This window comes from Bacillus sp. K2I17, from assembly GCF_002209985.1.
Taxonomy (GTDB): domain Bacteria; phylum Bacillota; class Bacilli; order Bacillales; family Bacillaceae_G; genus Bacillus_A; species Bacillus_A wiedmannii.
Genome location: NZ_NJGF01000004.1, coordinates 201,307 through 213,363, shown reverse-complemented (window position 1 = coordinate 213,363; position 12,057 = coordinate 201,307). Strand labels below are relative to the sequence as shown.

Sequence of the window (12,057 nt, the reverse complement as noted above, 5' to 3'; positions counted from 1 at the left end):
TTTTACAATTACCGTAGATAACTTACATATTTCACCATGTTTATCATCCTGAATAATCAAACATAATCATTAATAAAATTCCATATAGACCCAGTAATGGTTAAAATGTTATAATGAAACTACCCTACATAGTTACTCATATTCAAACTGAGGAACTAGCGTCTTATTAAGCAATGCGCATAACTCAAATAAAAAAGACACTTTACAGTGTCTTTTTTATTTTTTTTCATAAGAATTATCTCTTTTATAAACAAAATCTACTCAACAACAAAGGAGAATATCGAATGGAGAATACTGTATCGAGAGAACTACGTAACATACGTATATGCCTTATCATCTTGATCATTGTCATTGCGTTTTGGGATCGTGAGAAAACTGTGGAAATCACTGACCACGGTAGCGATCCTATCGTAAACACCAGCAATATGACCCCAGTTGGCGATAATACATTTGCCTATAAAGACGAATCTAATCAAATTAAAATATTTAAATTTAACCCAGATACAAATGAAATAAAACTAATAAAAGAGTTTTATGCTAGCGAATATTAATTACATAAAGGCATCTTAAGGTGTCTTTTTTTATTTTCAAAAGGACCTGCTCACGTTTATGCGTCAAAACATAAAGTAAATAGAATCCGTTAAAAAACACGAGTGACCCTTTGTTTTCCCCTCTTATTAAAGGAGGAACTATTATGGGATTTGGTGGTAGTTGCGGCGGAAGCTGCGGTTTTTCTGGAGGATTTGCTTTACTAGTTGTATTATTTATTTTATTGATCATTGTTGGAGCTTCTTGCTTCTGCTAAAAAACTATTGGAAAAGACACTCTTATACGGGTGTCTTTTCTTTTTAAACTAAAATGTATGTGAAATGAAAACATAGTAAAAACGGGATACTTACTCAAATTGTTTTTCACCTTATAAATTATATCCAAAAAGTTGGATAGCTCCTTTTACTACTCATATTATTAATAAATAAAGCAATAACTACAATAACAAGGGAACCAACTAAAACCGGTGTTACTAAATAACTCCAACTGTATGCTCCTAAAATAACGACAATGGGATCAGCCCCTGCCGGAGGATGCGTTGTTCTTGTTAACATCATAATAGCAATCGACATACCAACTGCTAAAGCAATTGTCCAATATTCATTCCCAAACAAATGATATATTGATAGACCAATGAAAGTTGAGATCAAATGTCCTCCAATAATATTACGCGGCTGAGATAGCGGTGCATTCCAAACTCCAAACGCTAATACACAACTCGCTCCAAATGGAGCCATTAGTAATTCTGTAGAAGTTATACTCGTTAAATATGTTAAGGTGAGAATCGTTAAAAATCCCCCCAATAATCCCGTTAAAGAGTCCTTTATATTTACTTGTAATGGACTTCTTCCTTTCCCTTTCATTTTTGCAAAATATCGTACACTTATTGGTTGATCCTCTTTCTGCTTAGCTGCTGTTATATTACTCATCATTCTCCTCCTTTATTTACCAATAATTATATTCCGAACAAACTAACCAGTCAATATTAATTTTAGAGGTTATTTTAAAAATGCAGAAAAAAAGAATCAACTGTTATAAGTTGATTCCCTAAACTTCTTCAGACTTTCGAACCTGAAATTTTGCTACCTTTTTTCGGTTCCCACATATTTTCATAGAACACCATTTTCGCTTTCCACTTTTATCTATAAATAATAAAACACAGTCAGGGTTTGAACACCTTTTAAGAGAAATAAGCTCATTTGATGCTATTAACGTTAAAGCATCAAATGCAATTAACGATACAAGTACATCCTCAATTTTTCCAACTGGAATAGGTACTAAACTCTGTTCAATAACTTTATATGTAAATGGTGCCTTCTCAATTTGTTTTTCTAAATACGTAATAAAATCATCAGAAATTTCGTGCTGATCGGCAATTGCCTCAAACTGTTTTCTCAGTAATTCTCTTAGCTCTAGTATGCTAGATGTAACTTGATTCATTCGCTCTTGAATTCCTATAAGTGGTTTTTCGTCCGAAAAAGGAAGATTAACCTTTATTACATGTAGCCATTCTAATACATCTTCATCTGTTATTAATAAATCATAACGTTGTCCACGCCTAACTAACTCTGTATTCACTAAATCTAATGAGAGATTTCCAGATATAAGCGGGAATTGTTTTCTTTCCTGCATGTACTCATCACCTACTCTTTAAACAATCATATTCCAAATTAATACAGAAGTGCAACTTTTTTATAAACTACAAAGTATGAAGACCAAAGCCTTTAGCCATAATTATGACTAAAGGCTTTTTGTATATAACTTAAAAAGGAGCTGACTGTATGGAACATAATAAAAACGGAATGCTTGCTTTAATCGTTTTGTTTGTAGGACTAGCTTTTTTTGTTTTCGGTATGGTTTATCATTTATGGGGAACGGTTTAAAACAACTCTATCCCCACCTACAATTTGTGAATAGCCCTTGAAATAATCTCCTTACATACTACATGTTGTAAAATGATAATAAAGTTATTAAATTTTAAAGGCTCAAACAAGCATAACCCCGTTCTAAATTTAGGACGAGGTTATGCTTGTTTAATTTTTAAAGTAAAATATTTACTACACTAAAAAATATAATAATAAAGCCATTTAAAAATCTAAGTTTTATCCAACAATAGCTGCCGTTTGTTGAAAAGAAAAAATATTGCTTTTTGAAAAAATTTATAACATATATTTCTTTCTCTTTGTTCGATTTAACCTTATTTTTCTAACAATAAGGCTATAGTTTGACTTCCTCCGTTGCCAGTTTCACCAGAAACATCATCGTAAATTTCTTTTACAGTAAACCCTACAGCAGTTACCTCTTTGATGAATAATTCTTTTGTGAAGAATTGATACCAAATGTTGTAAGTTTCTATTTTATCATCGGTTACCACTGTTGTTTGTTCTAATGTTACTCTATCAGGATATTTGAGATTTCTACCGATAGCTAAATAGCAATCCTTTGACCAGAAACCACCATTTTCATTCATACTCCAATATTGTTCTTCCTTGAACTGATCAAATTTATTTTGAGAGAAAACATCCAATAACAACTTTCCACCATCCTTCAGACTGTTCCAAATGTTGAAAAGTAATTTACTACGATTTTCAGGCGCAAGAGCACCATAATCACAATATATCAATAGGGCCAAGTCATAGATATTTGAATCATTTAATTCCAAATAATTTTCATAGCGATATTCAATATCATAATCTAACTTTTTTACTTGTTCTTTAGCATAACGAATTGAGTTTTCAGAGAAGTCTATCCCTGTTACTGTATAACCTTTTCTAGCTAATCGCTCACTATAAAGACCTGGGCCACAACCTAAGTCTAGTACTTTTTGACAATATTTTTTGGGAGCTATTTGTTGGATAAATTCAATAGATTTATCAATAAACTGAAAACTCCTACTAGCTCCTTCAGTATCAGAGCTTAAATGAACCTCTAATAATTTTTTAGCAATATAAGGATCTTGCCAAAAAACATTATCAGTTTGTTCAAATCGTGAAGGTACCTGCAATTGATTTAATAAATTATTCATAAAAACTTCCTCCTAAAAATTTTTAAACACAAAAAAACCGCAGAGCTTTACTCTGCGGTTAAAAAAGAGAACAAGTCCGTAGAGTAAAAAAATCAAATGGGCATACCGAATAAACACATAAAAATGCGTATTTCAGTTTGCTTCAAATTGATTTATTTACTCTTTTCCAGTCATAACAAAGTTCACGAAAACCAAACTTCTGCTATGCCGAACCTCTTCACCTATCCTTTTAGTGTTTGTATAAATATAACAGACCATAAACTACGAGGTCAACTACTAGTTTAACCCATTATTCAAGGATATGGCCCGATTGTTGAGTAGAATGACTTGCATTTTTAAAAAGCTTTTTTCACTTTTTACATGTAGAGTTTTTTATGAATAGATACCTATTAAATAAAGAATGAGAAATGTATATTGAATTCTATAAAAATAGTGTTGTGCTACTCAAATTGGTCTTGTCTCAAAAACAGATGCTACCAGTTCATCGTCTATACTAAATTATCATTTGTAATGGAGAATACAAAAGAATTCCTTCCAATTGGAACTGTTATTACAATTTATGGACTAGAACAAAAGGTTATGATTTATGGAAGAAAACAACAACAATCTAACGAAAAAAAAATTTGGGATTATGTTGGTTGCCTTTACCCTTATGGTAACCTTTCAAAAGATTATAATGTTTTTTTTTGATTATATACAAATTGAAGAAATTCTATTTACTTGATATGAAAATGAAGAAGAACTTCCCTTACAAAAAGAACTCATATAAATGTTTAAAGAGGATGCACAGATAGATGCATCCTCTTTAATTTACCTTCCGTCCGAAAAATGTAAAAACAAAAACATCTTTTGTCCATTTTCCTTTCCCATACATATAAAATACAAGTCCACTAATACTAGTTAGTATAAGAAGCACTACGAAATATATCCAATTTTTGTTATTACTATTCTTTAAGCTATCTATAATTTGCTCCTTAGTATTTCCCATATAAACAAATTTTCCGTATCTACTAGGTAATTCTTTTATTACCTTTCCCTCTACTGATCCAAGTACAACTACATTTTCTTTATTTTCTACTGCTCTAAATGAATAAAAGCGTTTTTTTCCATCTGCTAACTTTGTAGTATTCGCCTGAATATCATTTATTCTTGTTGAAATGACATTCTGACTATTTAATTCCATAAATGGAGTTTCAAGAGACATATTTTCTTTATTTATTAATTTCAATTCTTTATTTCCAATATGTATTGGTTCATTATAAAAAGCTGTTACTTGGCCGTTACTCCATAACGAACGATTGGGTGCAGAAGTCTGTGTATAATATGTCGTTTTTTTCTTTTGAATTCGATTCACTACCGCATACCCATCAGCAAGTAGCGTTTCATCCCCTGTTACATGTTCAGAATATATCTCTCCCCTTACAAAGTATATACCGTTTTTAACCTCTTTATCGCTTGAAATCATCTGTACATCACCGAGTTCATTCCAGACTAAAAAACTATTTAAACTCTTATACCCATAAAAAACAAATACCATTAATAAAATTGTAAACAATGCCCCTATTTTAATTGTTGCCTTTTTATTCACTGGTTGTTATTCCCCCATATACTACGAATACTTCCATCTTAAAATTATAATTAGAAATATTATTCCTGTACATATATTAATCTTTTTTCCCTAAGCTAACTTTGTTACCTACTATTTAAGTAAACGTCAAGTAATGCTGAAGCTACACACTTATTTGTATTTTGCTCTTCCATTTCAGCCAATAATAAAGCCGGTGAAGCGGTAAGTTCTGTTTCCGCACCAGACACCTAAAATATATACAACACAACATCATATAATTCGTATATATGCAATATTACATAAAAATATTTACTATTACATGCTATACTAAAACAGGAGTCGACAATCGTTATTTTCTTCTTATTTTTAAAGCAATATGGATATACCTTCTTAAATCATTTGGATTGTACAAGTAAAAGAAGACATCTTACTAGATGTCTTCTTTTCTTATATTTTTATGAATTCCTTTGAGCAGATGCTCTCCAAGCACGAAAAGATGTTGGGTGTCCAGAATGAGCTCTTTGCTTTGCAGCAGCAACAGCTGGTTTTTCTTCAATAGTCGTTGGTTTCTCTTCCACAATCGCTGATTTTTCTTCAAGAGTAGTCACAGCAGTTTTTATTTTTTCCAACTGCTCTTTTAAAGCTTGCTGTTCAATCTTTAAATCCGTAAGTAATCGTAAAATCATTTCAGAATTGGCCATAAAGATCCTCCTTCCCCCAATACACAGAATAAAATACAATATGTCATCAGCATAATACCCGTGACAAAATAAGGTCGTCAATTCTTATAAAATCTAAGTATCTTTTATTTTTCAAAAGGACCTGCTCAAGTTTATCCGTAAAAACATAAAGTAAATTAAATCCATTAATTAAATGGTCTTTATGGAAGGAGGAGTTAATATGGGATATGGCGGTAGTTGTGGTGGAGGCTGTGGTTTCGGCGGCGGATTTGCTTTACTTGTTGTGCTCTTTATCTTATTAATCATCGTAGGAGCTAGTTGTTGGGGCGGCGGATTCGGCTGCTAAAGGAAGGCACTCTTGAGAGTGTCTTTTTTTCTTATAATAATTAATTCCTCCTCTAGCTGCACCGAGTTTACATATATAATCCGTCATAATACCCTTGAATTGATTACTACGTCTCCTTTATATGAATTTCCCTTAAACAACAGGGCTTTAGAGTCATGAATATAATACAGTAAGTTTAACCCCCTGTTGGTATTATTTGCCCAACTTGTAATAGGAAGCACCTTGTCCTCAAACAAAAAGAAATAGTATGCTTAAACTGTAAGAGTACACTTATTGTAAAGAAACTTTAATTACAGCGTCTCTTTTTTGATCTAATAGCTCCATCAATTCCACAAAATATAGATTTAAATACAAAAAAACACTCCTAGTGAGTGTTTTTTAATATTTAGGTCCCATATAATCATAACTTTGATCTAATGCCTTAAATAAGTCAATCGCACTTTTTAATTCTTGTTTGTCAGACTTTAATTCTTCCATTACTTGTGTTTTTCCATCTACTACTCTTTCAAACACTACAGCATCCATTCCTGTTTGTTTATCATGAAAAGTTTTTCCTCTATCCCATAATTGCATAGTATTTCCTTCAGGGTCTTTAACACTAAAAACTCCTTCTAAATCTTTATCACTCTTATAAGCAGCTCTGGCCATTTGATAATAACTCGAGTCTAAAACTTCATCATTTTTGCTCAAAACATTTCCCCTCCCAGAAGATTTAATATATTCTAAATATAGGATACCATTAATGGAGGGAATTGAATTGAGAAAAATCTTTTCCAGTTTGAGTATTATTTTTATATTAATCATTTTAGGAGGGTGTAACATGAATGATGATAAGAAAGAAGAAGAACAAAAAATAGTAAAAAAGGCCGAAGAAGTAACTATTAAATATTTCAAAGAAAAAGAGAATTTAGAAGTAGTCATTACAGGACATAAATTTGCCCCAAGTGATTTTCAAACCGTTTTTATAAACGGGCATATAAAAGATGATGAGAGTAAAACCTTTTCTGCAGATGTAGAATACGGTGGAGAAAAATATCATGTAAGTTCCATGTCTCATTCTAAAAATTTAGAACTTAAAAACTAACACTGTAGGCACTCATAAGAGCATAGCCATCAACTTAAGAAAATGAATAAAATAATGAATTAGGGCACCCTTTCATGCAGTACTGTATGAAAGGGTGTTTTAATTTATGGCTATAAACAATGACGCACCAATCGAGGAACTTATGTATTAAACAGGTATGATTCAACCAAAACGAAAATTTCAGGCACAGAATCTTCTATTACTCTGTGTATTTTTAGGACAAACAATCAGTTCTGAGTCTTTAGTTACTCTTTGCACAAAATTAAATGAAGCCACTGTTACTTGTATTTCAACCCAGGCACTCAATAAACATTTGAACGAGAAAGCCGCATGCTTTAATTTTGTCACTCAACAAAATCAGAAAACAATTACAATTAAACCGATTATATTTTTCTTCTGAAGAATTACACATTTTAAAATTGACATAACACTTCATGCACCATATACTGTTAACAACAGTATACTGTCATTAACAGTATAAATCCTAATTCATTCTAGGAGGTATATCCATGAAACATACAGGAAGACATACAGGTGCATTTCTTTTGTTATTTTTGGCAGAAGGTGATAACTATGGCGGGCAATTATTGCAAAAGTGCGAGGAAGAACTTCCCGTCAATCCAATCGATAGTGCCATTTTATATCGCACACTAAAAAAATTAGAAAATGAAGGCGCCATTGAATCTTATGTAAGTACAGATCATCAAGACAAGCCAAGAAAGATGTACAAAATTACGCCTGCCGGAAAAGAACAACTGGCAGATTTTCAGAAGGATATTGAAGAAAAAATGAAGAACTTATCCTTTTTCTTAGACAAATATGAGGACTTAAAGGAATCCAATCATGATTAACGCCGCGATTCTTTACACTTTAGCCATTATTCTTACGTGGATTTCTTTTATGAAGGACCGCACGAAGACGAAAAAAGCTCTAATGAAGTCGTGGAAAATGTTTCGCAATCTTCTACCTGCGATGCTCTCCATCATGCTTTTCGTTGGCTTATCGCTTTCTATATTAACGCCGTCTTTCATCTCTTCTATTATTGGGGAGCAATCAGGGTTTATCGGCATTGTTTATTCAGCAATACTCGGCTCCGTTGCACTTATTCCAAGCTTCGTCGTATTCCCACTTGGTAATACGTTAATCCAACACGGCGCAGGCCTTCCTCAAGTTGCGGCACTTATGTCTACACTCATGTCAGTAGGACTTACAACCTTACCGATGGAACAAAAGATATTCGGACGAAGCTTTGCTTACGCGCGTAATGCATCTGCATTACTCATGTCTCTGCTATTCTCCTATATCATTTGGGTGGTGATGGTATGAAGGAATTAAAAAGATATCGCTTCTTTTTCATTTTATTACTGGGGCTCTTTGTCTTAACCTTTATAAATCATTCTTTAGGATGGAGCGCATTACAATTAACAGGGAATAGCATTTTAGATATGTTGTTTCTCCTTCCTCCTGTCCTACTATTTGTAGGATTGCTTGATCAATGGGTGAAGAAAGAAACGCTCATGAAATATATGGGCGAAAATTCTGGCGTATACGGAATCTTATTCTCTCTCTTATTAGGCGGCATTGCGGCTGGTCCGCTCTACGTTGCCTTCCCAATTGCAGCACTACTCTTACAAAAAGGCGCAAGCATTCGGTACATCGTATTTTTCTTAGGCGTTTGGACAACTGCGAAATTGCCAATTCTCGTGTATGAATTCTCTTCATTTGGAGCTACTTTTACACTCATTCATATTTGCTTTGGGCTAGTATTCTTCTATATTATGGGGCTTATTTTTGAGAGGTTTTATGATCAGGGGCAGTTGCTTCGGTATGATGTTACGGAGGAAATGTAACATTAACAACATGTTACCCTTTTAACTACATCGGTGACGCCCCAGATCGATACATCATTGAAGTATCTTTAATTTCTACTACTTAAAAGGAGCTGTCCCACGAGTCATCTTTTGACCATGTGACACCTTCTTTTTATTTTAGAAACTTTACCATAACCTTAATTCGACACAGTATAATAAATGTATAATACAAAAATTTCCATATTCTTGTTTTGTAATATTTTTTGGAGGTGATTATCTTGAGTAAAAACATGAATTTACTTCTTCAAATAGGTATTGGAATTATCATTATGATCGCACCCATTATCATCATAGGAGTAATGTATGATGGATCGACAGCTATGGGCAATTTATTAGTTGCCGAATTTATAATGAGAATACTTTCCCTCATTATCGGCCTTTTAGTCATTAGCAAAGCTTTACATCGTTATTCCCAATAGTTATTCATCCTCAAAAAGGAAAGCCATTGAACATACCATATTTATACAAATAAACTAACGATTATATTGTGTCCTCCATTGAGATTACACCGACCATTCTTCTGTATTAAAATATCCAAAACAAATGTTACGAAAGAAATATAAAAAAGACACCTTTCCTAGAAAAGATGTCTTTTTTATTTGAACCTTAATTCTCGTTCTGTAAAACCCTCGCTGCCTCTACTCCCTTTTTCTCTTCTTTTAAGAATAGCGATACGATAAAAGCAACAACAATAAAGATTAACCCTAGTGCAAATGCACCTTGGAATCCTGATGTTAAACCGTTTAACTTCTCCACTGGATCCATTGGATTTGCGGAGCTTTCCATATACTGAGTTGTTCCTGAAGACATTTTTGAAATAAAGATAGCTGTACCAATTGCGCCAGCTACTTGTTGCAACGTATTAAACAACGCTGTTCCGTGCGGATATAAATCTGGTGTTAATTGATTTAAACCGTATGTTTGTGCTGTCATGACAAACATGAGTCCAACCATTAATACGCTATGCATAACAATAATTTGCACTATTGATGTATCAGGAGTAATGCCTTTAAATAAGAACATTGCTATCCCTACTAATACAATGCCGGGAACGATAATAACTTTCGGACTAAATTTATCAAATAGTTTACCTGCGATTGGTCCCATGATGGCACTAATAACACTTCCCGGAAGCATGATGATTCCTGATTTAAAAGCTGTAACGAGTAAAACTGTTTGCAGGAACATCGGTAATAAAGTCATCGTTGAAAATAACGACATCATCACAATGACGATCAATCCAACTGATATTGTAAACATCGGAACTTTAAATGCTCGTAATTCTAAAATTGGATTCTCAATTTTTAATTGTCGAACGACAAAAATACATAATGAGATAAGCCCAACAATTAAAGTGCCATACACTTTCACATCGGACCATCCTAAATCACCTGATGCACTAAAGCTATACACAAACCCGCCAAATCCTAATGTTGATAAAAGGATAGATGGATAATCTACTTTTGGCCTTGTTAACTCTGAAACATTTTGAATGTACTTCATCCCAATCATAATTGAAATGATCACGACAGGAATAACAATATAGAATAACCAGCGCCAATTTAGGGAGTCGACGATTACTCCAGATAATGTAGGACCAATTGCTGGAGCTGCCATCATCACAAGTGCGATTAATCCCATTGTGGCACCACGTTTTTCAGGCGGACAAATAATTAAAATCGTATTCATTAATAACGGTGAAATTAATCCTGTCGCTACTGCTTGGACGATACGGCCAACTAATAAAACGGAAAATGTCGGCGCAAATCCCGCAATTAATGTACCAGCTAAAAACGTTACCATAGCGATTAAAAACATTTGTCTCGTTGTGAGCCATTGCTGAAGTAATGCTGTAATTGGGACTAAAACACCAACTACTAACATGTAAGCTGTAGAAAGCCATTGAATCGTTGAAGCTGTTACACCAAATTCTTTCATTAATACTGTTAACGCATTACCAAGTAACGTTTCGTTTAATAATGCAACCATTGCCCCTAAAAGTAATGCAATTAAAATGGGGGTATGTTTCAAATTAGAAGTATCAACTTTGCCACTTGCTGGGCTCTTAGTTGTCATATTCATTTACAAATTCTCCTCCTATTTCTTACTAAAAAAATTTAAATACACCGGAACACATGTAATATAATATACATATGTAGATTAAAAAGGGAGAATCAATTTTCAGCCATTGTATATTTAATCTACAAAAAAGGAGAATTGTAGATGAATGATAATGAAAAACAACTTGATTTACGTATTAGACGTACACATAAATTACTATGGGATTCCTTATTTGAATTAATGACGCAATCAAAACAGAAATATAGTACCATCACGATTAACCAAATTTGTGATCGTGCAATGGTACACCGAACAACCTTTTATAAACACTTTGAAGATAAAGATGCTTTATTAGCATTTGGATTTAAACGATACAGCAAGATGATTGCGGGAATACCGGTTTCAGATCGATTAAGTAAACCATTTCAAGTAATGGAACAATTTCTACACCATGAAGAAATCGGTAAAATATTAGAGACGCAAATGTCTGATGAACAATTTCTTAGCCGGACACAATATTTAAGTCACGAAACGAGAAAACAAGAAATAGAAGCGTTAAATCAACTTTGTAAAAATCATACGATGCCAAATGATTTAATCATTGAATTTTATTCAGGGGCAATCACCTCATTAAGTGCGTGGTGGTTTAAAAATGAAAGAAGCGTTTCTGCGGCTGAAATGGACAGGTATCTCCACCAACTTATTAACCGGGAGATTTTTCAATTTGAAGAGGAATAAGACTACACCTTTTCAATCATGCAATCAAATTGACCACAAAATAGGAATATGATATATTTTCCGTAGAATACTATATAAGTATGACATCAAATAAAATGGCATATAATAAAAAGAAGAGATGCGCTCACATCTCTTC

17 protein-coding genes and 1 pseudogene are annotated in these 12,057 nt (G+C 33.2%); 11 read left to right on the top strand and 7 right to left on the bottom strand.

Annotated features, from left to right (window positions below; genetic code table 11):
• The first annotated feature begins 284 nt into the window (after positions 1-284).
• Positions 285-551: a YmzC family protein gene (locus CER22_RS07760; RefSeq protein WP_088608503.1), complete on the top strand. Its 267-nt coding sequence runs from the start codon at positions 285-287 to the stop codon at positions 549-551.
• A 143-nt stretch (positions 552-694) separates the two neighbouring features.
• On the top strand, positions 695-805 hold the full coding sequence (locus tag CER22_RS07755; RefSeq protein ID WP_000505686.1) for a YjcZ family sporulation protein: 111 nt from the start codon (positions 695-697) through the stop codon (positions 803-805).
• 118 nt (positions 806-923) lie between these two features.
• Here the strand turns inward: CER22_RS07755 and CER22_RS07750 are convergent, their stop codons facing one another.
• From CER22_RS07750 to CER22_RS07735, 3 genes are all read right to left on the bottom strand, one after another.
• On the bottom strand, positions 924-1,478 hold the full coding sequence (locus CER22_RS07750; RefSeq protein ID WP_000065737.1) for an HPP family protein: 555 nt from the start codon (positions 1,476-1,478) through the stop codon (positions 924-926).
• A 118-nt stretch (positions 1,479-1,596) separates the two neighbouring features.
• Positions 1,597-2,181 carry a CGNR zinc finger domain-containing protein gene (locus tag CER22_RS07745; RefSeq protein WP_087985704.1) on the bottom strand — a complete coding sequence of 195 codons (585 nt, stop codon included), beginning with the start codon at positions 2,179-2,181 and terminating at the stop codon, positions 1,597-1,599.
• Between the two features lie 565 nt (positions 2,182-2,746).
• Complete coding sequence (locus CER22_RS07735) at positions 2,747-3,574, bottom strand: class I SAM-dependent methyltransferase (RefSeq protein WP_088608502.1); 828 nt, start codon at positions 3,572-3,574, stop codon at positions 2,747-2,749.
• Between the two features lie 510 nt (positions 3,575-4,084).
• On the opposite strand from CER22_RS07735, the gene CER22_RS07730 reads away from it, so the two are divergent.
• Positions 4,085-4,264, top strand: a complete 180-nt coding sequence (locus tag CER22_RS07730) for a DUF4176 domain-containing protein (RefSeq protein ID WP_371399559.1) — start codon at positions 4,085-4,087, stop codon at positions 4,262-4,264.
• 115 nt (positions 4,265-4,379) lie between these two features.
• Here the strand turns inward: CER22_RS07730 and CER22_RS07725 are convergent, their stop codons facing one another.
• A complete protein-coding gene (locus CER22_RS07725) occupies positions 4,380-5,162 on the bottom strand; it encodes a hypothetical protein (RefSeq protein WP_088608501.1) in 783 nt (260 codons plus the stop codon).
• 434 nt (positions 5,163-5,596) lie between these two features.
• On the bottom strand, positions 5,597-5,842 hold the full coding sequence (locus CER22_RS07720; RefSeq protein WP_142293443.1) for a hypothetical protein: 246 nt from the start codon (positions 5,840-5,842) through the stop codon (positions 5,597-5,599).
• A gap of 199 nt (positions 5,843-6,041) precedes the next feature.
• Here CER22_RS07720 and CER22_RS07715 point away from each other — a divergent pair, with 199 nt between their 5' ends.
• Entirely contained in the window at positions 6,042-6,167 is a 126-nt protein-coding gene (locus CER22_RS07715) for a YjcZ family sporulation protein (protein WP_000540377.1), read from the top strand.
• A 378-nt stretch (positions 6,168-6,545) separates the two neighbouring features.
• Here CER22_RS07715 and CER22_RS07710 read toward each other — a convergent pair whose 3' ends face one another.
• Entirely contained in the window at positions 6,546-6,857 is a 312-nt protein-coding gene (locus CER22_RS07710) for a hypothetical protein (RefSeq protein ID WP_088608499.1), read from the bottom strand.
• Between the two features lie 130 nt (positions 6,858-6,987).
• On the opposite strand from CER22_RS07710, the gene CER22_RS07705 reads away from it, so the two are divergent.
• From CER22_RS07705 to CER22_RS07680, 6 genes and pseudogenes are all read left to right on the top strand, one after another.
• Positions 6,988-7,251: a hypothetical protein gene (locus tag CER22_RS07705; protein ID WP_088608498.1), complete on the top strand. Its 264-nt coding sequence runs from the start codon at positions 6,988-6,990 to the stop codon at positions 7,249-7,251.
• Between the two features lie 509 nt (positions 7,252-7,760).
• Positions 7,761-8,102 carry a PadR family transcriptional regulator gene (locus CER22_RS07695; RefSeq protein ID WP_088608497.1) on the top strand — a complete coding sequence of 114 codons (342 nt, stop codon included), beginning with the start codon at positions 7,761-7,763 and terminating at the stop codon, positions 8,100-8,102.
• On the top strand, positions 8,095-8,577 hold the full coding sequence (locus CER22_RS07690) for a hypothetical protein (protein WP_088608496.1): 483 nt from the start codon (positions 8,095-8,097) through the stop codon (positions 8,575-8,577). Before CER22_RS07695 ends, CER22_RS07690 begins: the two co-directional genes overlap by 8 nt.
• Positions 8,574-9,101, top strand: a complete 528-nt coding sequence (locus CER22_RS07685) for a permease (protein ID WP_141542840.1) — start codon at positions 8,574-8,576, stop codon at positions 9,099-9,101. Before CER22_RS07690 ends, CER22_RS07685 begins: the two co-directional genes overlap by 4 nt.
• Positions 9,098-9,187 (top strand): annotated as a pseudogene (locus CER22_RS32460) (class D sortase); the annotation flags it as partial. The gene CER22_RS07685 and the pseudogene CER22_RS32460, both read left to right, overlap by 4 nt.
• A 153-nt stretch (positions 9,188-9,340) precedes the next feature.
• Entirely contained in the window at positions 9,341-9,541 is a 201-nt protein-coding gene (locus CER22_RS07680) for a hypothetical protein (protein ID WP_088608494.1), read from the top strand.
• A 187-nt stretch (positions 9,542-9,728) separates the two neighbouring features.
• Here CER22_RS07680 and CER22_RS07675 read toward each other — a convergent pair whose 3' ends face one another.
• On the bottom strand, positions 9,729-11,204 hold the full coding sequence (locus tag CER22_RS07675; protein WP_088608493.1) for an MDR family MFS transporter: 1,476 nt from the start codon (positions 11,202-11,204) through the stop codon (positions 9,729-9,731).
• A gap of 141 nt (positions 11,205-11,345) precedes the next feature.
• Between CER22_RS07675 and CER22_RS07670 the strand changes: the two genes are divergently transcribed.
• The gene (locus tag CER22_RS07670; RefSeq protein ID WP_088121444.1) at positions 11,346-11,921 is read left to right on the top strand and encodes a TetR/AcrR family transcriptional regulator; all 576 of its coding nucleotides are present in this window, start codon (positions 11,346-11,348) and stop codon (positions 11,919-11,921) included.
• Positions 11,922-12,057: the final 136 nt, after the last annotated feature.